Raw genomic sequence first — 22,366 nt, 5'->3', positions numbered from 1 at the left:
CACCGACAGCTCAGCCCGGAGGCCAGGGCCCCTCCGCTCCGGCCAGGCGTTTCTCCTCGCGGCGCTGGGCCCGGCGGCGCAGGAAGCGGCGGATCCGGGAGGTCAGGAAGACCACGAGGACGATCCCGAGCACCAGCAGCACCCCGGCGATGACGGCCGCCGCCACCGGGTTGAATATGGCGAACGTGACGACCCCGGCGACCCCGAGGTCCTCCACGACGCTCATCCCGATGTTGCTGAAGGGCTCCGGGGAGGTGTTGACCGCCATCCTCGTACCGGCCTTCACCAGATGGCTCATCAGCGCCGTCGATCCGCCGATCGCCCCGGCCGCCAGCTCCGGCAGCGAACCGCTCTCCCCGGCGAGCAGCGCGGCGATCACCGCACCCGCCACCGGGCGGATCACCGTGTGCGCGGTGTCCCAGACCGAGTCCACGTACGGGATCTTGTCGGCCACCACCTCGCAGAGGAAGAGCACACCGGCCACGATCAGGACGTCGGTGCGCTGCAACGCGGCGGGCACCTCGTCGGAGACGCCGGTCGCGCCGAAGACACCGAGCAGGAGGACCACCGCATAGGCGTTGATCCCGCTCGCCCAGCCACTTGTGAACACCAGAGGGATTACGGACACGGGGGAGATCGTAACGACCCGGTCGGACAAGGGGCTGGGGTCGGGTGCGCAGCCCTGAGTACCCGTACTCAGGGAGCGAGATGAGTAGCCGCGCGGATAGGCCCGGACCTGCGTGGACGGAAGAGTGGTGACCACGGAAGGGGCGCGGCGCCCGGACCGCCGGCACGGGGCGGCGGAACGGCGCGGCCCCTGACGGAACGGGGGTGCACGACGTCAGGACCCGGGGGCCGCGGGGGAACACACGGGGTCACGGGGAACGGGTCCGACGGATGCACGGAAGACGCCGGTCCGGTGGAGTTCGCAGGGGGGATGCGAACTCCGGCGGCCGGCGTCTTCGTGTTCTCCGGGAGCCGTGGCCCTCAGTGCCCGCTGACCCGCCCGTGCAGCAGCAGGGACAGCGCCGAGTGGACCTCGTCGATCGACCGCTCCGGCTGGAACGCCTGCCAGTCCAGCGCCGCCACCAGCACCATCCCGACCAGGGCCGCGGCGGTCAGCGGGATGTCGATCTCCTCGCTCAGCTCACCGCTGCGCACCGCCTCGCGCAGCACGCCCTCCACCACCGCGACGGCCTCCTGCCGCACCACCAGCAGCGTGGACTGCCAGGCGCGGTTGGTGCGCCAGAGCTCGGCCACGTACAGCTGGGTGAAGGCCGGGTAGCGGTCGATGAAGGCCAGTCCGGCCCGGATCATCGCGTCCAGCGCCTCGACCCGGGTGCCGCCGCGCTCCTCCGATTCCTCGGCGGCGGCCCGCAGCGAGGCCGTGAGCAGCCCGACGCCGTGCCGGAGCAGCTCCTCGAACAGTTCGGTCTTGCTCTTGAAGTTGTAATAGACCGTGCCCTTGGCGACCCCGGCCCGCTCGGCTATCTCGTCGACGGTGGTCGCCGAGAAGCCCTTCTCGGCGATGAGGGTCACCGCCGCCTCGTAGAGCCTCTGCCGGGTGGCCTGGCGGCGCGTGGTGCCACTGCTTTCCATGAGGCCGATTCTCCCAGCTTCCGGCACGCTCACAGGCTCAGCTCCGGGTGCAGCCGGCTCAGGCTCCACACCTGCTTGCGGCGTGCGGTGAACGCGGTCAGGGCGAGGGCGCCGACGGTGAAGGCCGCCAGCACCGCGCAGCCCAGCCAGACCGGTCCCAGGGGGCCGCCGGTGATGAGCCTGCGCAGCCCCTCGACGACGTACGTCATGGGCAGGTACGGGTGGATCGCGCCGAAGAAGCCGGGGCTGGTCTGGACGGGGTACGTGCCCCCGGCCGAGGTCAGCTGGAGCATCAGCACGACGAGCACCAGGATGCGCCCCGCCGCGCCGAAGCAGGCGTTGAGCCACTGCACGATCGCGCCGAAGCAGCAGGTCACCAGAGCCAGGAAGGCGATCGTCCCGGCGGAGCGCTCCATCTGGAGACCGAGGCCCCAGTGCAGGACGGCCATCAGGGCGCCGACCTGGAGGATGCCGATCGCGGCGACCGGGAGCCAGCCGGCGAAGGCGATCCGCCAGGCGGAGGCGCCGGTGGAGAGCGCCCGCTTGTTGAGCGGCTGGATGATCATGTACGCCACCATCGCGCCGACCCAGAGGGAGAGCGGGATGAAGTACGGGGCGAAACCGGTGCCGTAATTGGGTGCCGCGTGAAGGGACTTGGAGGCCAGTTTCACCGGGTCGGCCATGACGTCCGTACGGGCGTCGCGGTCCTTCTTGTCGTAGTCCGGGATCTTCTCGACGCCGTCGTTGAGGCCCTGGGCGAGCTCGGCCGAGCCGTCGCCGAGCCGGAACAGCCCGCCGTCCAGGTTCTCCGCGCCCGATTTGAGCTTGCCCATGCCGGTGTCCAGGTCGGCGGAGCCGGTACGGGCGCTGCCGAGGCCGGTGCGCAGGTCAGCCGCGCCCTTGGCGACCTTCTGGGCGCCGGTGTTGAGGGCGTTGACATCCTTGACGGCCTGTTCCAGGTCGTCGTCCAGGGCCGGCGCGCGCTTGGACAGCGCCTCGGCCTGCTTCTGGAAGGCGGCCAGATGGGCGTTGAGCTTCTTCAGGTCCCCGTTCTGGTTGGTGACCAGGGTGTTCACATCGGCGGCGATCCTCGCGACGTCGACGGCCGTGTTCCTGGCGCGCTCCAGCGGCGGGCAGACCGTCGCGTCCGGCTCGTCGGCCTCCGCGCACTGGGTCCGGTGGATCTCGGTCAGGTCGTCGGCCGCCTTCTTGGACTCGGCCGCGGCGGTGGGCGCGCTCTTCACGAGCACGTCGAGGTTGTTCTGTACGGCCTGCGAGGTGTCGGCGACCAGCCGTGCGGTGTCCCCGATGGACTTCCCGTTGTCCTTGAAGAAGGGGCGGACATCCCCGGCGATCGTGTTGACCTTGTCGGCCAGCGCCTGGGTGCCACCGGCCACCTGCCGTGAACCGGAGGCGAGTTCGCCCGCCCCGGTGTTCAGCTTGCCGATTCCGTCGGAGAGCCGCTTGCTGCCCGCCTTGGAGTCCTTGAGGCCGTCCGCGAGCTCCTTGGAGCCCTTCTTCGCCTTCGATATGCCGCCCTTGAGCTCGTCGGCGCCCTTGGCGGCGTCGGCGGTCTTGTCGTGCAGATCGGAGAAGTTGATGAAGATGCGGTCCAGGAAGCCCCGCGAGGCGTTGGTGGAGGCGGCGTTGCGCACCTCGCCGAAGACCGTCTTGGAGATCTGCCCGACGATGTAGTTGTTGGCGTCGTTCGTCCGCACCTGGAGCGCGCCCGTCTCGGGGGAGTCCCCGCCGCTGGACGCGATCTTCTCGCTGAAGTCGGCCGGCATCGTCAGCGAGAGGTAGTACGTCCCGTCCTCGACGCCCTTGTCCGCCTCCGCGGAGCTCACCTCATGCCAGGCGAACACCTGGGAGTCGAGGAGCTTGTCGCTGATCTCGTCCCCCGCGTCGACCCGCTTGCCGTCGTTCACGGCGCCCTTGTCGTTGTTGACCAGGGCGACGGGCAGCTTGTCGAGGTTCCCGTACGGGTCCCAGAACGAGAACAGGTACAGGGCGCCGTAGAGAAGCGGCAGGAGCAGCAGCGCGACCAGCGCGGCGGCCGGCAACTTCCCCCTGCGGAACCGCCTCAGCTCAAGCGCGGCCAGTTTCGGCGAACGCATCGGCCGTCTCCTCTTCGGTGGTGGGTGCGGTCGGGGCCTCGTCGGCGGCGGGCGTGGTGCGGACGACCTGGGCGTCCTCGGGGGCCTCGCTGCACACGGCGAGCACGGTGGTGCCCGAGTCGGCGATCGCGCGCAGCGTCCCCCAGGCCTCGGCGCGTTCGGCGGGGGAGAGCTTGAGGTCGGCGTCGTCCAGGGCCAGCAGCCGCGGGGTGCCGATCATCGCCAGGGCGACGGAGAGCCGCAGCGCTTCGAGCCGCTCCAGATCCCGTACGGAGGTCCGTTCGGCCTTGGGCAGGGTCGCGGGGTCCAGCCCCGCGGCCTCCAGCGCCGCGTCGATCCGGGCCCGGGCGGTGGCCCGGCGCTCGGCGCGCGGGCGCAGCAGGGTGCGCAGGGAGGACCCGTAGCGGCCCTGGAGCAGGGCCCGTTCGCGCAGGTGCTCGGCGACGGTGAAGGCGGGGTCCAGCTCGCTGACGCCGGGCACCGGGCCCAGGGCCGCGATCCGGCGGACGGCGGCCGCCTTGCGGGGCAGCGCGAGGCCGCCCACCTCCGCGCCGCCCTCGGTGGCGCGCATGCGACCGGTCAGGGCGAGCAGAAGGCAGGTGCGTCCGGAGCCGGACGGCCCCTCGACCGCGACGAGCGACCCCGGCGGAGCGCTGAACCCCACGTGGCGGAAGACCCAGCCGCGCGGCCCCTTGAGTCCGAAGTCCTCGGCGCCGAGCGCGGCGCCGTGCGGGCTCTCCACAGACCCTCCCCTGATCTCGTCCGTGATCCGGTCGCCACTCTTTTGAACTGACCGGTCAGTTCAAAAAGTTATCCCGAACTCGCGCTCGAAGCAAAACGGCAGGTCAGGGAAGGTTTCTGACCGATTGTCAGTGGTAACCGCCACCATGGACACATACGGCCATGGAGCCGTCACACGACGACAGGAGGTTCGTCATGGCCAGCTCGTCCGCAGCCGCCGCCCCGCGGCGCCGCGCAGGCAGCCCTGCCCCCTCACTGACCGGTCCCGCCGACGATGTGCACCCCGTGCTGCGCCGCACCACGGCACCGCCCGCCGCCCTCGACCTGCTCGCCAAGGCCCGCACCGGCCTGGACGAGGCCGCCGTGCTCCACGAACCGAACGAGCGCTACGCCACCGCCCACCTCGCGGCCCTGCGCACGGCGGCCGCCGTGCTGGCCGCCCGTGGCCGCCCCGAGACGAACAAGCGCGACCGCGACCGCATCCGGAGCGTCTGGGAAGTCCTCCCGGAGACCGCCCCGGAGCTGACCGACTGGAGCGACCTCTTCGCCTCCGGGGCGCCCCGGAGGGCCCGTGCGGAGGCCGGCATGCCCGGCGCCGCCGACGACCGGGACGCGGACGACCTGCTGCGCGACGCCGCCCAGTTCCTGCGCCTGGTGGAGCGGCTGCTGGTCCTCCAGCCGGTGCTCCCGCAGCCGAGGACGGAGAGGCCGGCCACGGGGTGAGACGGGCCGGTGCCGGATGACCGGGACGGCGGCGCGAGGCAATAGGGTGGTCAACGCTCGCATCACCACCCGCACTGTTCACGCTCCGCCGTCCCAGGCGGCACCGTGCCGAGGAGTCATCTGCCGTGTCGGACCAGCTGCGCCCCCGCGCCTCCCTCCGTACCGCCGTGGTCTGGGAGGTCCTGAAGGACGCTCTGGACCGTCAGGTCAAGGCGGCCGGCCGGGACGCCCTGGACGTTCTGGACACGGGCGGCGGCACCGGCAACTTCGCGGTCCCCGCCGCCCGACTCGGCCACCGCGTCACCGTGGTCGACCCCAGCCCCAACGCGCTCTTCGCGCTGGAGCGCCGCGCCGCCGAGGCCGGGGTCGCCGACCGGGTGCGGGGCGTCCAGGGCGACATCCTCGGCCTGTTCGACGTCGTGGAGCGCGGCGGCTTCGACGCGGTGCTCTGCCACGGCGTCCTGGAGTACGTCGACGACCCGGCCGAGGGCGTACGGAACGCGGTGGCGGCCCTGCGCCCCTCCGGCGCCCTCAGCCTGCTCGCCGCGGGCCTGGGCGGGGCCGTCCTGGCCCGTGCGCTGGCCGGCCACTTCACCGAGGCCCGGCAGGCGCTCGCCGACCCGGCGGGCCGCTGGGGCGAGGGCGACCCGGTGCCCCGCCGCTTCACCGCCGAGCAGCTCACCGAGCTGGTCTCCGGCGCGGGCCTGGAGGTCGGCGCCGTGCACGGCGTGCGGGTCTTCGCCGACCTCGTACCGGGCGTTCTGGTGGACACCGAGCCGGGCGCCGTGGACGCGCTCCTCAAGCTCGAAGCGGCCGTGGCCGAGCTGCCCGCCTTCCACTCCGTCGCGACCCAGCTGCACGTTCTCGGCGAGAAGCGCCCCTGAACCAGCCCTGCGGACCGGCCCCCGGGAGCACCCGCGCGAGCCGGTACGGGGCTGATCAGCAACGAAGCTGTACATGGAGTGGGACTCGGGACCCCCGTAGCGGGCAGGAGCCCCGTATGATCGGGTGACACCATCCGGCATGACGGATCGGTCGTCGGGGAATCTACGCCTCAGCAGCCGAGCCGACATAGCGGTCCGGACTGGCTGAGCGCTAGAGGGCGGGTTTCACGGGGGCGAATCCCTGCCTATCCTGGAAGGGCCGCATACCGGTCGCCCCCGCGGCCGACGACGAGGAGGATCCCGTGCCGCTCTCGGAGCACGAGCAGCGCATGCTCGAGCAGATGGAGCGAGCGCTGTACGCCGAAGATCCCAAGTTCGCGACAGCGCTTGAGGGAAGCGGGCTGCGTACGTACACCCGACGAAGGGTCTACCAGGCGGTCGCTGGCTTCCTGGTGGGTATCGCGCTCCTCATGGCCGGAATGGTCGCCCAGCAGATCTGGATCAGCGTGGTGGGGTTCCTCGTCATGCTCGGCTGTGCCGTGCTCGCGGTCACCGGATGGCGCAAGGCGCCCAAGCCCGGTGAGCAACAGCAGGCCGCCGCGGACAGCGGGGACAGCGGCTCGCGCCGCCGACCGAGACAACGCCGGTCGATGATGAACCGCATCGAGCAACGGTGGCAGCGCCGCCGCGACGAACAGGGCCAGTAGAACTCTCCACTCAGACCCGGCCCCGGAGCACATGACGGGGCGGGGCCTGCTGGACACGACGCACCACCTGGATACTTACGGGTGAGGGGCGGCCGCATTTCTGCGGCCGCCCCTCACCCGTCCAGCGCGTCGGCGCTCCCGGCCCGCGCCCTTCAGCCGTGCTGGCGCGACAGCCTGCGCCACCGGGCCGTCCAGCGGCCGGGTCCCGGGCGGTCCGTCCACCGCTGGACGAGCGAGGCCCGCCGGTCCGATACCGCCCACACCACCCGGACGGCCGAGCGGGGTGCCAGCTTCGCCCGCAGCCGTGCGCCCCGGCCCGCGTTGGCCTCCAGACCCGCCCGTACCGTCAGCGCGTCCTCGGTCAGACCGGCCGCGAGCCGCGGCTCGGGGGCGTACAGCACCTGCTCCACCGCGCCCGCGATCCGGTGCACGGCCTCGGCCGTCATGATGTCGAGACCGCCCAGACGCACGATCCGGGCCGCCGCCTTCCGGGGCGTCAGCGACTCGTCCGGCGCGATGCCGTAATCCCAGGCGCAGTCGGTGATCTCCTGCCAGGCCGCCAGGGCCCTGGCCGCCGCGTCCGCGGGCGTACGCCCCCCGGACCCCAGCCGCCGGTTCCTCGCCCGGATCCGCCAGAGCAGCGGCAGCAGGGGAAGCACCAGGACCAGGAGCGCCCCGAGAACCACCAGCAGGACCGTCCCGGCCGGGGTGCCCCGATCGGTCGGAGCCGTCGCGCCGGGTGCGGCGGAGAGACCGCACTCACCCTGTCGGCGCATCTGCGGCGAGCAACTTTCCGGGGCGGACGGGAGTGCGGACGGGGCGGCGGAGGCACCGGCCGACGGCTGCGCCGGATCGCTCGCGCCATCCGTGGGGGTCTCCGGCAGGGTGTACGTCGGGGCCGACCCCCGGCTCGGGGTCGGCTCGAACCGGGTCCACCCGACGCCCTCGAAGTACAGCTCGGGCCAGGCGTGCGCGTCACGCAGCCCGACCGAGTACGCGCCGTCCCCCTTGAGGGCCCCCGGGGTGAAACCCACCGCCACCCGGGACGGAATGTCCAGGGTCCGGGCCATCGCGGCCATCGTGAAGGAGAAGTGGATGCAGAACCCCTCCTTGTCACGGAGGAACCGCGCTATGGCCGAGGACCCCGTCCCCGAACTGACCGAGGTGCTGTACCTGAAGCCGCCCTCGGAGGCGAACCAGCTCTGGAGCTTCACGGCCCGCTCATAGGCGTTGGCCGAGCCCTCGGTGATCTTCTCGGCCTCCTCGGCCACCACGTTCGGCAGCGAGTCGGGGACCTGGGTGTACTCGCTGAGCAGCCCCCGCGGCGGCGGTCCGGCCGCCGCCAGCTGGGCCGCGGTCGGCTGCACGATCAGGCTGGAGACCTCGTACTGCGCGCCACCGGTGTTCTGCCCCTTGTCGCCGATGAGCGTGCGGCCCTCCGGCTCGTACCGCCAGCGGCCGCCGATCGCCACCTCGCTCGCCGGATAGGGGAGCGGCAGATAGTCCTGCTGGTACGAGGGCGAGGTGGAGATGTTCGTCCGTATCTCGGTGACGGAGACGTCCCGGCCCAGACCGGTGGGCTGCGGGAGGCGGTCCGGCACATCCGTCAGACGCCGGGTCGAGGAGCGCCACTCGCTGCCGTTGAACTCGTCCAGGGCCAGGATCCGCAGATAGAGGTCGCGTGGGTCCTGGGCGTTGGAGCGGTACGTCATCACCTCCCGGTTCTCCGGCTGGTTGAGGTTGTCCTTGAGGGACACCAGCGGGTTCACCGCGGTGATGGTGCCGCCACCGCTGCCCTTGCCGCTCCCGCCGCCCCGGCCGCCCAGCAGGCCGCTGTCCAAGGCGGGCAGGGCCAGGGGGACCACCAGGGCGATGCCCAGCGCCAGCACACCGATGCGCCGCCCGGTGCGGACCGGTGCGGACGCACCGCCGCTGCGGCCGGACAGTCCGTCCGACAGCCCTCCCGGCGACCGGTTGGCACCGCCGAAGACGCGCCCCCACTGGGAGAGCCGGTCGCGGCCCTCGGCCAGCAGGAGGAACAGATAACCGCAGGCCGCCAGCAGGAACCAGAGCCACCCCGTCCCGCCGTCGCCCAGCCCGGCGGCCACCGAGTACAGGGCGAGCAGCGGCAGTCCGGCCGGGGCCGCGCTGCGGAAGGTCACCGCCAGGGCGTCCACCGCCAGCCCGATCAGCACCACCCCGCCGACCACCATCAGCCGGATGCCGTCCGTCATCGGGGCCGGGACGGCGTACGTACCGATGTCCTCGCCGCCCGCCACCAGCAGCTCACCCAGGCGCATGACGGCCTGCGGGCCCGGGACCACACCGAACACGGCCTGGTCCCGCGCGAAGACCACGGTCAGCAGCAGCAGGGTCACCAGCGCCTGGGCGGCGATCGTCAGCGACCGGGCCAGCGGGACCCGGCGGGCGAGCGCGCCCACCCCGCCCTGGACCCCGAGCAGCAGCGCCGCCTGCAGAAGCCAGCCGGTCCCCTCCACCAGCGGGAGCAGGGCCCCCGACGCCAGGAGTGTCGCCGCGAAGGCGCAGAGCGCCAGCCGGGTCCGCCCGCTCATGACCATCCTCCCGGGAAGCCTGTCGAACCGCCCTTGCCGGCGGACTGCGTGTCGCTGCGCATCTGGCCCGCCAGCTGCCACAGCGCGGGCAGCTCGGCCCCGGGCTCCACGGGCACCACGATCCAGCCCGCCTCGCGCAGCCGGCGCACCCGCTCCTCGGCCCGGGTGGCCGTCGGGATCACCGAGAGCTCGCCGCCGCCGGGCCAGCGGGCGCTGTCCAGGACGAACGCGACCGCGGCCCCGGCGCGCTGCCGCATCCGGGCCGCCACCGCGGTCTGCTCCTCGTCGAGATCGCCGAAGAACGCGATCAGCAGCCCCTCGTTGCCACCGCGCAGCACGTCGTGGGCGCGTGAGAGGCCGCCGCCGTCGGAGTGGCCGACGACCGCGAGGGTGTCCAGCATCAGGCCCGCCGAGTCCGCGGACTCCTGGGTCGGCCCCGCGAAACCGTCGGACCCGTCCCCGGGCACCGCGTTCCCGTCGTCCGTGAGCAGCCGTACGGCGAAGCCGCGCTCCAGCATGTGCACCAGGGCGGAGGCCGCCCCCGAGACCGCCCACTCGAACGCCGAGTCGGGTCCGGCGCCCGCGTACCCGATCTGGCGGGTGTCCAGCAGCACCGTGCAGCGGGCGCGCTGGGGCTGCTCCTCACGGCGGACCATCAGCTCGCCGTAGCGTGCGGTGGAGCGCCAGTGGACCCGGCGCAGGTCGTCGCCGTGCCGGTAGCCGCGCGGGATGATGTCGTCCTCACCGGCCAGCGCGAGCGAGCGCTGCCGCCCGTCGCCGTACCCCGACGCCTCGCCCGCCAGCCGCAGGGTGGGCAGCGCCACCGTGCGCGGGATGACCACGAGGGTGTCGTACGCGCTGAAGGAACGGGTCAGCTCGCACATCCCGAACGGGTCGGTGAGCCGCAGCTGCAACGGGCCCAGCGGATAGCGGCCGCGCAGGTCGGAGCGGACCCGGTAGGACACCTCACGGCGACCGCCCGCCTCCACCCGGTCCAGCACGAACCGGGGCCGGGGCCCCAGCACGTACGGCACGCGGTCCTGGAGCATCAGCAGCCCCGTGGGCAGCCGGGAGATGTTGTCCATCCGCAGGTGCACCCGGGCCTCCGAGCCCGCGGGCACCCGGGACGGCGTCAGCCGCCGGGTCCCCGTCACCCGGTAGCGCGTGCGGTAGAGCACGATCACGCAGACCAGGGGCAGCACGGCCAGCAACAGCCCGACACGCAGCAGATCGGCCTGGCCCAGGACGTAGGCGCAGACGGCGGCGGCCACCCCGGCGGCGAGGAAGGACCGCCCCCGGGTGGTGAGCCCGCCGAAGGCCGCGCGCAGACCGCCCTTGCTGGAGCCGTCCTGCACGGCGCCGGGCTCGCCGGCCGTCATCACAGCCGCCGGGTGCCGGGCGGCTGCTGGCCGTACATCGGGCGGCCCGGCTCGTGCCCGCCCTGCGCCGGGGGCACGGGGCCGCCGCGCACGGCGCCGGGCTCGGTCGGGACGGGGGTGCGCTGGACGATCTCCAGCACCACCTGCTCCGCCGTGCGCCGGTTCAGCTGGGCCTGCGCGGTGGGCAGCAGCCGGTGGGCGAGCACGGGCGCGGCCAGGGCCTGGACGTCGTCCGGCAGGGCGTAGTCACGGCCGCTGAGCGCCGCCGAGGCCTTCGCGGCGCGCAGCAGGTGCAGCGTGGCGCGGGGTGAGGCCCCGAGTCTGAGGTCCGGGTGGCTGCGGGTGGCCCCGACCAGCTCCACCGCGTACCGCCGCACGGCGTCGGCGACGTGCACCGTACGAACCGCGTCGATCAGCTTGACGATGTCATGGGCGTGCGCCACCGGCTGGAGGTCGTCCAGCGGGGAGACGCCCCCGTGCACGTCCAGCATCTGCAGCTCGGCCTCCGGGCTCGGATAGCCGATGGAGACCCGGGCCATGAAGCGGTCGCGCTGGGCCTCGGGCAGCGGGTAGGTGCCCTCCATCTCCACCGGGTTCTGGGTGGCCACCACCATGAAGGGGTCGGGCAGCTCGTACGTCTTGCCGTCGATGGTGACCTGGCGCTCCTCCATCGACTCCAGCAGCGCCGACTGCGTCTTCGGCGAGGCGCGGTTGATCTCGTCGCCGATCACGATCTGCGCGAAGATCGCGCCGGGCTTGAACTCGAAGTCGCGCCGCTGCTGGTCGAAGATCGACACACCGGTGATGTCCGACGGCAGCAGGTCCGGCGTGAACTGGATGCGCCGCACCGAACAGTCGATGGACCGGGCCAGCGCCTTGGCCAGCATCGTCTTGCCGACCCCGGGCACATCCTCGATGAGGAGATGCCCCTCGGCGAGCAGCACGGTCAGCGAAAGCCGTACGACCTCAGGCTTGCCCTCGATCACACCCTCCACCGACCTGCGCACCCGCTCCGCTGTGGTGGTCAGATCTGTGAGGCTCGCTCGATCGTCATAGGTCGTCACCCGGCCCTCCTCGGCCCTTTTTGCGCATGGACCGGTGTGCGTACCCGCCCGGCCCACCCCGAAATACGGACACCCCTCCGGAAGGCCCGGTGGAGGTCACCCACGCATTCTTGTTGCCGTTACCGCTTCGTGTCACTCGCCTGTGGATAAGTGGGTGTGATTTGTCAGTCTCTGCCGTGTTTCGCCGGGTGGGCGGGGCGGGTGGAGGGTCAGGCGGGCTGGATCTCGCGGAGCAGGCCGGTGGTCACGTCGAAGACGAAACCGCGGATGTCGTCCGTGTGCAGGAGGAACGGCGAGGTCCGCACCCGCTGCATCGACTGACGTACGTCCTGGTCGGCGTCCGTGTAGGCCTCGACCGCCCAGACCGGCCGCTGGCCGACCTCGCGCTCCAGGTCCTGCCGGAACTCCTCGGTGATGGATTCCAGGCCGCAGCCCGTGTGGTGGATGAGGACGATGCTGCGGGTGCCGAGCGCCCGCTGGCTGATGGTGAGTGAGCGGATCACGTCGTCGGTGACGACACCGCCGGCGTTGCGGATGGTGTGGCAGTCGCCGAGTTCGAGACCCAGCGCGGCGTGGAGGTCGAGACGGGCGTCCATGCAGGCGACGATGGCGACCTGGAGGACCGGCCGGGCGTCCATGCCCGGGTCGCGGAAGCCCTTCGCGTACGTGGAGTTCGCCTGGACCAGCTGATCGGTGACCTGGCCCCCCTCGCGGACCGCCGCGGCGGTGGACGTCACGGAGTCGGCGGGGGAGTGAGCAGAAGTCGACATGGCTATGACGTTAGCCTTCCCACCTGGCCCGGGTGGGCTGTGGGAGCTGACAAAGAACGTCAACGCGGCTTGTTGTGAGCTAACCCACAAGCACCAGGAAACGCGCCCGTTCGGGTGAGGTCGCCGCTTCCGGACGGGTGGCGCGACTCGCTGCCCGGTTCGTTGATCGCGAATCGATCGAATGGCAGGGTGGACTAAAGTAACGCGAAGTCACCACCCTGAATCCGTAACACCCCCACTCCGCACACCCCGCACCTCCTGCATATTCCGTTTTTCCCCCGTGATCTGCGGCGTACGTGCGGCCCGGCCCTCTCCCGCTCTCGGTCGGCCGACGCCCCTTCCCCGGCGCCGGCGGACCTCCCCTTCAGAGCGGGCGGGGACCAGGACGTACGTACCGGCCGCGCGGGACAGAGCCTGAGAGGGCGCATTGAGCCAGACCCGACACGTCCCGGTGATGCTCCAGAGGTGTCTGGACCTGTTGGCCCCGGCTCTCCAGGACCCGGCCCACCCGGAGCCCGTGGTCGTCGACTGCACCCTCGGCCTCGGCGGCCACAGCGAGGCGCTCCTCGAGACCTTCCCCACCGCCCGGCTGATCGCCCTGGACCGGGACAAGGAGGCCCTGCGGCTCTCCGGCGAGCGGCTCGCCCGCTTCGGGGACCGCGCCACCCTCGTCCACGCCGTCTACGACGAACTCCCCGACGTACTCGCCCGGCTCGGCGTCCCCAAGGTGCAGGGCGTCCTGTTCGACCTCGGCGTCTCCTCCATGCAGCTGGACGAGGCCGACCGAGGTTTCGCGTACGCCCAGGACGCCCCCCTCGACATGCGGATGGACCAGTCCACCGGCATCGGCGCCGCCGAGGTGCTCAACACCTACCCGCCGGGCGAACTCGTGCGGATCCTGCGCGCGTACGGCGAGGAGAAGCAGGCCAAGCGGATCGTCTCCGCCGTCGTGCGCGAGCGCGAGAAGGAGCCGTTCAGCAACAGCGCCCGGCTCGTCGAGTTGATCCGCGACTCGCTGCCGCAGGCCGCCAAGCGCACCGGCGGCAACCCGGCCAAGCGGACCTTCCAGGCCCTGCGCATCGAGGTCAACGGCGAGCTCGGCGTTCTGGAGCGGGCCATCCCGGCGGCCGTCGCGAGCCTCGCGGTCGGCGGCCGGATCGCCGTCCTCTCCTACCACTCGCTGGAGGACCGGCTGGTCAAGCAGGTCTTCGCGGCCGGCGCCGCCAACACCGCGCCCCCCGGCCTGCCCGTCGTCCCCGAGCGTTACCAGCCCCGCCTCAAGCTGCTGACCCGGGGCGCCGAGCTGCCCACCGAGGAGGAGGTCGCCGAGAACCGGCGCGCCGCCCCCGCCCGGTTCCGCGGCGCCCAGCGCATCCGGGAGGACGAGCGATGAGCACCACGGGGGGCGCGCGGTGAGCAGGCCGTCCGCACCGCTGAAGGGGCGGGCCGGACGGCTCGCCCGGCTGATGCCGGCCGCGTCGCCCAGCAGCGCGGCCCGCACCCCCTTCGTGCTGCTGGTCGTGCTCCTCCTGGGCGGCGGGCTCATCACCCTGCTCCTGCTGAACTCCGCGCTCAACGAAGGATCGTTCAGGCTCAGCAAGCTCAAGCGGGACACCACCGAGCTCACCGACGAGCAGCAGGCCCTCCAGCGCGACGTCGACAGCTACTCCCAGCCCGACGCCCTGGAGCGTCGCGCCCGGGAACTCGGCATGGTCCCCGGCGGCAGCCCCGCCTTCCTCGACCCGGACGGCACGGTCCGCGGAGTCCCCACGAAGGCCACCGCCCCGCCGCCCAGCCCTACTCCCACCCCGAGCCCCGAGGCGACGCCGGAGGGCGGCGCGCAGGCCGAAGGTTCAGACCCCACAGACCCCACGGACCCCGCCACCCCCTCCGGCTCCGCGCGCCCCTCACCCGGCGCGTCCGCCGAGCCCGCAGACACCGCGCAGCCCGAGGCCCAGGGCGCGCCCGAGGCCCAAGGCACCCCAGCGGCCCCCCGGGCCCAGGCATCCACCGAACCCGAGGCCCCAGGCGCCCCCGCCTCGGAGGACACCCCGGCGCCCCCGCCCCCGACCACCCCCGGCAGGTGACGCAGTGCCGCCCAAGGAACCGCCGCGCCGCCGCGTACCCGGCCCGGCACGCCCCCGTAACGGGGCCAACGGCCGCTCCGGCGCGCGCCCCCCGGCTCGCCGCCCCCGCCCCGCCCCGGGCCGCACCACCGCACGCGGGCGCGCGCCCCGGTCCCTGCGGCTGGGCAGCCCGCGCCCCCGGCTGCGGCTGGTCAGCCTCGGGCTGACGCTGGTCATGCTGCTCTTCGTGGCCCGGCTGCTCCAGGTCCAGGCCGTCGACGCCACGGCGTACGCGGCCAAGGCCGAGAAGAACCGCTACCTGGAGTACACGGTCGCCGCCGAGCGCGGGGAGATCACCGACCGCAGGGGCGTCGCGCTGGCCACCAGCGTGGACGCGCACAACATCACGGCCGACCCGAAGATGTTCACGCCCGAGGACAGCAAGGCCCCCGACGCACCCCAGCAGGCCGCGGCCCTGCTCGCGCCGATCCTCGGCAAGGACGTCGACGAGCTCGTCAAGAAGCTCTCGGCCCCCAAGAGCCGCTACACCGTGCTCGCGTACCGGCAGACCCCCCAGGTCTGGAAGCAGATCAAGGACCTCAAGGCCGTCTTCGCCGAGAAGGCCGCCGAGGACGCGCTGAACGGCGGCACGGGCGCCAACGTCCTGGCCGGGGTCCTCCAGGAGCCCACCACCAAGCGGGTCTACCCCAACGGGGGCCTCGCCGCCGGGATACTGGGATTCGTCAGCGCCGACGGCAAGGGCGGCGGCGGCATCGAATCGCAGCTGGACAAGGAGCTCGCGGGCGAGGACGGCAAGATCCGTTACGCCCAGTCCGGCGGCCGCCGCGTCCCCACCGCGGGCAGCAGCGAGATCCCGGCCGTGCCCGGCTCCGACATCGAGCTGACCATCGACCGCGACATCCAGTGGGCCGCGCAGAAGGCCATCAGCGACCAGGTGGCCAGGTCCAAGGCCGACCGCGGCTACGTCATCGTGCAGAACACCCGGACCGGCGAGCTGCTGGCCATGGCCAACGCGCCCGGCTACGACCCCAACGACCTCTCCCAGGCCACCTCGGCGTCGCTCGGCAACGCGGCCCTCCAGGACGTGTACGAGCCCGGCTCCACCAGCAAGGTCATGTCGATGGCCGCCGTACTGGAGGAGAAGGCCGCGACCCCCGGCACCCACGTCACCGTCCCCAACCGGCTGCACCGGGGCGACCGGCTCTTCAAGGACGACGTCGACCACCCCACCTGGTACCTCACGCTCAACGGGGTCCTCGCCAAGTCCAGCAACATCGGCACCATCCTGGCGACCGGTCAGTTGGGCAAGAGCCAGGCGGAGTCGAACAAGGTGCTCTACGACTACCTGCGGAAGTTCGGCCTCGGCACCAAGACCGGGCTCGGCTACCCCGGCGAGTCGCCCGGCCTCCTGGCCCACCCCAAGGACTGGTCGACCTCGCAGCAGTACACGATCCCCTTCGGCCAGGGCCTCTCGCTCAACGCCGTCCAGGCCGCCTCGGTCTACTCCACCATCGCCAACGGCGGCGTCCGGATCGCCCCCACCCTCGTACGCGGGACGAAGGGCGCCGACGGCCGCTTCACCGCCGCCGACGCCCCCGAGGAGACCCGGGTGGTCAGCGAGAAGACCGCCAAGACCCTGGCGACCATGCTGGAATCCGTCGTCGACGACCAGGAGGGCACCGGCACCAAGGCCGCCATCCCCGGCTACCGGGTCGCGGGCAAGACCGGCACCGCCAACCGGGTCGACCCGGTCCGCGGCGTCTACAAGGGGTACACCGCCTCCTTCGCCGGCTTCGCCCCGGCCGACGATCCGCAGATCACCGTCTACTGCGCGATCCAGAACCCCACCAAGGGAAGCTACTTCGGCGGCCAGATCTGCGGCCCGATCTACAAGCAGGTCATGGAGTTCGCACTCAAGACGCTCCAGACCCCACCGTCCGGCAGCAAGCCGCCCCGGCTGCCGGTGTCCTTCAAACCCGGCGAGTGAACACGGGGATGCGCGAGCATCTCCTCCAAGGGAACCCTCAGTGACAACCATCACCCCCGATCCCGGGAACCGGAACGAGAACTTCCCGGCACCCGGTCCCTCGCTTCGCGAGAGCCCGCACCGGCCCGGTACGCTCACCGCCGTGCCCCACGCTGATCAGTCCCAAACCTCTCAGAAGGACGCGCCTGTGACCTACCCGGGAGCGCCCCGACCGGACCGGCTCCGGCCCACCCCCCTCGGCGAGCTGGCCGACCGGCTCGGCGCCGACGCGACGGGAGCCGGTGATGTCACCGGCATCACCCACGACTCGCGGGCCGTGCGCCCCGGAGACGTGTACGCGGCCCTGCCCGGCGCCCGGTTCCACGGCGCCGACTTCGCGGCCCAGGCCGCCGGCCTCGGCGCCGCCGCCGTCCTCACCGACCCGACGGGCGCCGAACGCGCCGCCGCGACCGGCCTGCCGGTCCTCGTCGTCGAGGACCCGCGCGCCGTCATGGGCGAGCTGGCCGCCGACATCTACGGGCGGCCCGGCATCGGCCTCCTCCAGATCGGCATCACCGGAACCTCCGGCAAGACCACCACCGCGTACCTGGTCGAGGGCGGACTGCGCGCCGCCGGCCGGGCCACCGGACTCATCGGCACCGTCGAGATGCGCATCGGCGACGAGCGCATCAAGTCCGAGCGCACCACCCCCGAAGCCACCGACCTCCAGGCCCTGTTCGCCGTCATGCGCGAACGCGGCGTCGAGGCCGTCGCGATGGAGGTCTCCAGCCACGCCCTCGTGCTCGGCCGGGTCGACGGCTGCGTCTTCGACGTCGCCGTCTTCAACAACCTCAGCCCGGAGCACATGGAGTTCCACTCCGGCATGGAGGACTACTTCCAGGCCAAGGCCCAGCTCTTCACCCCCGAGCGCAGCCACCGCGGCGTGGTGAACTTCGACGACGAGTACGGCCGCCGGCTCATCACCGAGTCCGGCGTCCCCGTCACCACCTTCTCCGCCGAGGGCCACCCGGACGCCGACTGGCACGCCGAGGACGTCCAGGTCGGCCCGCAGGACAGCACGTTCACCGTCGTCGGCCCCAAGGGCGAGCGGATCACCGCCCGCGCCCCGCTGCCCGGCCCGTTCAACGTCGCCAACACCCTCGCCGCGATCGTCACCCTGGCCGTCGCGGGCGTCGACCCGCAGATCGCCGCCGACGGTGTCGCCGCCGTCCCCGGTGTCCCGGGCCGGCTGGAGCGGGTGGACGCCGGACAGCCGTACCTCGCCGTCGTCGACTACGCGCACAAGACCGACGCCGTCGAGTCCGTGCTGCGCTCCCTCCAGAAGGTCACCGAGGGCCGGGTGCACATCGTCCTCGGCTGCGGCGGCGACCGCGACACCACCAAGCGCGGCCCGATGGGCGCCGCCGCGGCCCGCCTCGCCCACACCGCCGTCCTGACCTCCGACAACCCCCGCTCCGAGGACCCCCTCGCCATCCTCGCCGCGATGCTCTCCGGCGCCGCCGAGGTCCCCGTGCACGAACGCGGCGACGTCCTGGTCGACGCCGACCGCGCCTCGGCCATCGCCGCCGCCGTCGCCCGCGCCGAACCGGGCGACACCGTCCTCGTCGCCGGCAAGGGCCACGAGCAGGGCCAGGACATCCACGGGGTCGTACGGCCCTTCGACGACCGCAAGGTCCTGCACGACGCCATCGAGCGGTCCCTGGGGCGCAGCGGCGCCGCGGACCGTGCCCCTCACCACGAGAACAACAGTCAGGGATGACCAAGTGATCACCCTTTCCCTCGCCGAGATCGCCGAAATCGTCGGCGGGCAGCCGCACGACATACCGGACCCGGCAGTCACCGTCACCGGACCCGTCGTCATCGACTCCCGCGAGGTCGCGCCCGGCAGCCTGTTCGCCGCGTTCGCCGGCGAGCGGGTGGACGGCCACGACTACGCGCAGCGCGCCGTCGAGGCGGGCGCGGCAGCCGTCCTGGCCGCCCGTCCCGTCGGCGTTCCGGCGATCGTCGTGGACGACGTCGTCGGCGCGCTCGGCGCCCTCGCCCGTACCGTCGTCGAACGCCTCGGCACCGCCGTCGTCGCGCTCACCGGCTCCGCGGGCAAGACGTCCACCAAGGACCTGATCGCGCAGCTCCTCCAGCGCAAGGCCCCCACGGTCTGGACGCCGGGCTCCCTCAACAACGAGATCGGCCTGCCGCTCACCGCCCTCAGCGCCACCTCCGAGACCGAGCACCTGGTCCTGGAGATGGGCGCCCGCGGCATCGGGCACATCCGCTACCTCGCCGAGCTCACCCCGCCCCGCATCGGCCTGGTCCTCAACGTGGGCTCCGCCCACCTCGGGGAGTTCGGCAGCCGCGAGGCGATCGCCCAGGCCAAGGGCGAGCTGGTCGAGGCGCTCCCCGAGGACGGCTGCGCCGTGCTCAACGCCGACGACCTTCTCGTACGCGCGATGGCTTCGCGCACCAAGGCCCGCGTCCTGCTCTTCGGAGAAGCCCCGGAAGCGGACGTACGGGGCGAGAAGGTCCGGATGACCCCCGACGGGAGGCCCGCGTTCGAGCTCCACACACCCACCGGGTGCAGCGACGTGACCTTGCGCCTGTACGGTGAGCACCACGTGTCGAACGCGCTCGCCGCGGCCGCCGTCGCCCATGAGTTGGGCATGTCCGTGACCGAGATCGCCGATGCGCTCTCGGAGGCGGGCACCCTCTCCCGCTGGCGCATGGAGGTCACCGAGCGTCCGGACGGTGTGACGGTCGTCAACGACGCCTACAACGCGAACCCCGAATCCATGAGAGCCGCACTGCGTGCGCTGGCTGCCATGGGTCAGGCCCGAGCGGCCGACGGGGGACGCACCTGGGCGGTGCTCGGTCAGATGGCCGAGCTCGGTGACGCGTCGCTCGCCGAGCACGACGCGGTCGGACGGCTCGCCGTCCGGCTCAACGTCAGCAAGCTCGTCGCTGTCGGGGGAGAGAAGCCTCCTGGCTGCAACTGGGCGCATATAACGAGGGTTCGTGGGGTGAGGAGTCGGTGCACGTGTCCGACGCACAGGCGGCCGTCGACCTGCTGCGCAGTGAACTGCGCCCGGGAGACGTCGTGCTGGTGAAGGCGTCCCGGTCGGTCGGCCTGGAGAAGGTCGCCCAGGCACTGCTGGAGAACTCGACCGAGGGCGAGGTCGCCGGCCGATGAGGCAGATCCTCTTCGCGGGGGCCATCGGGCTCTTCCTGACCCTGGTCGGTACCCCGCTGCTGATCAAGCTGCTGGCCCGCAAGGGATACGGGCAGTTCATCCGGGACGACGGCCCGCGCACGCACGGCAGCAAGAAGGGCACGCCCACGATGGGCGGCATCGCCTTCATCCTGGCGACCGTCATCGCGTACTTCCTCGCGAAGGTGATCACCGGCGAGGACATCCGGTACTCCGGCATCCTCGTGCTGTTCCTGATGGCGGGGATGGGGCTCGTCGGCTTCCTCGACGACTACATCAAGATCGTCAAGCAGCGTTCGCTGGGTCTGCGGGCCAAGGCGAAGATGGCCGGCCAGCTGATCGTGGGTATCGCCTTCGCGGTGCTCTCGCTCCAGTTCGCCGACTCCCGGGGCAACACCCCCGCCTCCACCCGGCTCTCCTTCGTGGAGGACTTCGGCTGGTCGATCGGCCCGGTGCTGTTCTGCGTCTGGGCGCTGTTCATGATCCTCGCCATGTCCAACGGCGTGAACCTCACGGACGGCCTGGACGGACTGGCCACCGGCGCCTCGGTGATGGTCTTCGGCGCCTACACCTTCATCGGCCTCTGGCAGTTCCAGGAGTCCTGCGCCAACGCGGCCAACCTGACCAACCCCAGCGCCTGTTTCGAGGTACGCGACCCACTCGACCTGGCCGTCGTCGCCGCCGCCCTGATGGGCGCCTGCTTCGGCTTCCTGTGGTGGAACACCTCGCCCGCCAAGATCTTCATGGGCGACACCGGCTCGCTCGCCCTCGGCGGCGCGCTGGCGGGCCTCGCGATCCTCTCCCGCACCGAGTTCCTGCTCGCCATCCTCGGCGGCCTCTTCGTGATGATCACCATGTCCGTGGTCATCCAGGTCGGTTCGTTCAAGATGACCGGCAAGCGGGTCTTCCGGATGGCACCGCTCCAGCACCACTTCGAACTCAAGGGGTGGTCCGAAGTCCTGGTGGTGGTCCGCTTCTGGATCATCCAGGGCATGTGCGTGATCGTCGGCCTCGGCCTCTTCTACGCGGGATGGGCAGCCAAGAAGTGAGCACCGTGGACTGGCAGGGCAAGCACGTCACCGTCGCCGGACTCGGGGTCAGCGGCATCCCCGCGGCCCGCGCCCTGCACGAGCGCGGCGCGCTCGTCACCGTCGTCAACGACGGCGACGACGAGCGCGCCCGCGCGCAGGCGGCCGAACTGGAGGCGCTCGGCATCACCGTTCGCCTCGGCGACGGCGCCACCCTGCCGCCGTCCACGGAACTCGTCGTCACCGCCCCCGGCTGGCAGCCGGACAAGCCGCTCTTCCTGGCCGCCGCCGAGGCGGGCGTCGACATCTGGGGCGACGTCGAACTCGCCTGGCGGCTGCGCGGGACCAACGGCCGCGAGGCCGCCCCCTGGCTGGCCGTCACCGGCACCAACGGCAAGACCACCACCGTACGGATGCTGGCCTCGATCCTCGAAGCGGCCGGCCTGCGCACGGCGGCGGTCGGCAACATCGGCGTATCGCTGCTGGACGCGGTGCTCGGCGAGCAGGAGTACGACGTCCTCGCCGTCGAACTCTCCAGCTACCAGCTGCACTGGGCGCCCTCCCCGCGCGCCCACTCCGCCGCCGTCCTCAACCTGGCCCCCGACCACCTCGACTGGCACGGCTCCATGGAGGCGTACGCCGCCGACAAGGGCCGGGTCTACGAGGGCAACACGGTCGCCTGCGTCTACAACGCGGCCGACCCCGCCACCGAGGACCTGGTCCGCGAGGCCGACGTCGAGGAGGGCTGCCGGGCCATCGGCTTCACCCTGGGCCCCCCCGGCCCCTCGCAGCTCGGCGTGGTCGACGGCATCCTCGTCGACCGGGCCTTCGTGAAGAACCGCCAGAAGCAGGCCCAGGAGCTCGCCGAGGTCTCCGACGTCAACCCGCCCGCCCCGCACAACATCGCCAACGCGCTCGCCGCCGCCGCCCTCGCCCGCGCCTTCGGCGTGGAACCGGCCGCCGTCCGCGACGGGCTGCGCGCCTTCCGCCCCGACGCCCACCGCATCGAACACGTCGCGGACATCGGCGAAGTGGCCTACGTCGACGACTCGAAGGCCACCAACACCCACGCCACCGAGGCCTCCCTCGCCGCCTACGACTCCATCGTCTGGATCGCGGGCGGCCTCGCCAAGGGCGCCACCTTCGACGAGCTGGTCACCGGCGCGGCGAAGCGGCTGCGCGGGGTCGTGCTGATGGGCGCCGACCGCGCGCTGATCCATGAAGCCCTGACGCGACACGCCCCCGAAGTCCCGGTGGTCGACCTCGACCGGACCGACACTGGGGCGATGTCCGAGGCGGTGGAGCATGCCGCCCGGCTGGCGCGGCCGGGCGATACGGTACTGCTGGCCCCGGCCTGCGCCTCGATGGACATGTTCACCAACTACAACAAGCGGGGCGAGGCGTTCGCGGACGCGGTCCGCGCACGCGCCGAGACGAGCGCCTGACCGACCGGGCTCCGCGCCGGGGCCGCGCCCCCGGGCACGAGCAGTGGAGGGGACAGCGAC

The 22,366-nt window shown here is 72.3% G+C and carries 17 protein-coding genes and 1 pseudogene; 10 read left to right on the top strand and 8 right to left on the bottom strand.

Going from position 1 to position 22,366, the window contains the following annotated elements:
* Positions 1-10: 10 nt before the first annotated feature.
* From D6270_RS07605 to D6270_RS07590, 4 genes are all read right to left on the bottom strand, one after another.
* Entirely contained in the window at positions 11-628 is a 618-nt protein-coding gene (locus tag D6270_RS07605; RefSeq protein WP_109166124.1) for a DUF4126 domain-containing protein, read from the bottom strand.
* A gap of 359 nt (positions 629-987) precedes the next feature.
* Positions 988-1,599: a TetR/AcrR family transcriptional regulator gene (locus D6270_RS07600; protein ID WP_109166125.1), complete on the bottom strand. Its 612-nt coding sequence runs from the start codon at positions 1,597-1,599 to the stop codon at positions 988-990.
* A gap of 29 nt (positions 1,600-1,628) precedes the next feature.
* Positions 1,629-3,716, bottom strand: a complete 2,088-nt coding sequence (locus D6270_RS07595; protein WP_109166126.1) for a YhgE/Pip domain-containing protein — start codon at positions 3,714-3,716, stop codon at positions 1,629-1,631.
* Positions 3,688-4,458: an ATP-binding cassette domain-containing protein gene (locus D6270_RS07590; RefSeq protein ID WP_109166127.1), complete on the bottom strand. Its 771-nt coding sequence runs from the start codon at positions 4,456-4,458 to the stop codon at positions 3,688-3,690. The genes D6270_RS07595 and D6270_RS07590 overlap by 29 nt, the downstream gene beginning before the upstream one ends.
* 194 nt (positions 4,459-4,652) lie before the next feature.
* Between D6270_RS07590 and D6270_RS07585 the strand changes: the two genes are divergently transcribed.
* The 3 genes from D6270_RS07585 to D6270_RS07575 all read left to right on the top strand — a co-directional run bounded on the left by D6270_RS07585 (position 4,653) and on the right by D6270_RS07575 (position 6,771).
* Positions 4,653-5,180: an SAV_6107 family HEPN domain-containing protein gene (locus tag D6270_RS07585; RefSeq protein ID WP_109166128.1), complete on the top strand. Its 528-nt coding sequence runs from the start codon at positions 4,653-4,655 to the stop codon at positions 5,178-5,180.
* Positions 5,181-5,305: 125 nt separating this feature from the next.
* Positions 5,306-6,064 (top strand): class I SAM-dependent methyltransferase, encoded by a 759-nt coding sequence (locus D6270_RS07580; protein WP_109166129.1) that lies wholly within the window; start codon positions 5,306-5,308, stop codon positions 6,062-6,064.
* A 302-nt stretch (positions 6,065-6,366) separates the two neighbouring features.
* Positions 6,367-6,771 carry an SCO2097 family morphological protein gene (locus tag D6270_RS07575; protein WP_109166130.1) on the top strand — a complete coding sequence of 135 codons (405 nt, stop codon included), beginning with the start codon at positions 6,367-6,369 and terminating at the stop codon, positions 6,769-6,771.
* A 152-nt stretch (positions 6,772-6,923) separates the two neighbouring features.
* Here the strand turns inward: D6270_RS07575 and D6270_RS07570 are convergent, their stop codons facing one another.
* The 4 genes from D6270_RS07570 to D6270_RS07555 form a co-directional block, all read right to left on the bottom strand.
* Complete coding sequence (locus tag D6270_RS07570; protein ID WP_109166131.1) at positions 6,924-9,344, bottom strand: transglutaminase TgpA family protein; 2,421 nt, start codon at positions 9,342-9,344, stop codon at positions 6,924-6,926.
* Entirely contained in the window at positions 9,341-10,723 is a 1,383-nt protein-coding gene (locus D6270_RS07565) for a DUF58 domain-containing protein (RefSeq protein ID WP_109166132.1), read from the bottom strand. The genes D6270_RS07570 and D6270_RS07565 overlap by 4 nt, the downstream gene beginning before the upstream one ends.
* On the bottom strand, positions 10,723-11,787 hold the full coding sequence (locus D6270_RS07560) for an AAA family ATPase (RefSeq protein ID WP_109166133.1): 1,065 nt from the start codon (positions 11,785-11,787) through the stop codon (positions 10,723-10,725). The genes D6270_RS07565 and D6270_RS07560 overlap by 1 nt, the downstream gene beginning before the upstream one ends.
* A gap of 209 nt (positions 11,788-11,996) precedes the next feature.
* Positions 11,997-12,557, bottom strand: coding sequence for a beta-class carbonic anhydrase (locus D6270_RS07555; RefSeq protein WP_109166134.1), 561 nt, complete (start codon positions 12,555-12,557; stop codon positions 11,997-11,999).
* Between the two features lie 427 nt (positions 12,558-12,984).
* Between D6270_RS07555 and rsmH the strand changes: the two genes are divergently transcribed.
* The 7 genes and pseudogenes from rsmH (at position 12,985) to murD (ending at position 22,306) form a co-directional block, all read left to right on the top strand.
* Positions 12,985-13,950, top strand: a complete 966-nt coding sequence (rsmH, locus tag D6270_RS07550; protein WP_109166135.1) for a 16S rRNA (cytosine(1402)-N(4))-methyltransferase RsmH — start codon at positions 12,985-12,987, stop codon at positions 13,948-13,950.
* Positions 13,951-13,969: 19 nt separating this feature from the next.
* Complete coding sequence (locus D6270_RS07545) at positions 13,970-14,644, top strand: cell division protein FtsL (protein ID WP_109166136.1); 675 nt, start codon at positions 13,970-13,972, stop codon at positions 14,642-14,644.
* A gap of 4 nt (positions 14,645-14,648) precedes the next feature.
* On the top strand, positions 14,649-16,631 hold the full coding sequence (locus tag D6270_RS07540; RefSeq protein ID WP_109166137.1) for a peptidoglycan D,D-transpeptidase FtsI family protein: 1,983 nt from the start codon (positions 14,649-14,651) through the stop codon (positions 16,629-16,631).
* Between the two features lie 40 nt (positions 16,632-16,671).
* Positions 16,672-18,390, top strand: a complete 1,719-nt coding sequence (locus tag D6270_RS07535; RefSeq protein WP_109166138.1) for a UDP-N-acetylmuramoyl-L-alanyl-D-glutamate--2,6-diaminopimelate ligase — start codon at positions 16,672-16,674, stop codon at positions 18,388-18,390.
* Positions 18,391-18,394: 4 nt separating this feature from the next.
* Positions 18,395-19,815 (top strand): annotated as a pseudogene (locus D6270_RS07530) (UDP-N-acetylmuramoyl-tripeptide--D-alanyl-D-alanine ligase).
* Positions 19,812-20,882: a phospho-N-acetylmuramoyl-pentapeptide-transferase gene (mraY, locus tag D6270_RS07525; RefSeq protein ID WP_109166140.1), complete on the top strand. Its 1,071-nt coding sequence runs from the start codon at positions 19,812-19,814 to the stop codon at positions 20,880-20,882. The pseudogene D6270_RS07530 and the gene mraY overlap by 4 nt, the downstream one beginning before the upstream one ends.
* A complete protein-coding gene (murD, locus tag D6270_RS07520; protein WP_202419193.1) occupies positions 20,864-22,306 on the top strand; it encodes a UDP-N-acetylmuramoyl-L-alanine--D-glutamate ligase in 1,443 nt (480 codons plus the stop codon). Before mraY ends, murD begins: the two co-directional genes overlap by 19 nt.
* Positions 22,307-22,366 lie beyond the last annotated feature (60 nt).

The organism is Streptomyces griseus subsp. griseus (assembly GCF_003610995.1).
Classification (GTDB): domain Bacteria; phylum Actinomycetota; class Actinomycetes; order Streptomycetales; family Streptomycetaceae; genus Streptomyces.
This window is presented reverse-complemented; position numbering and strand designations above follow the sequence as displayed.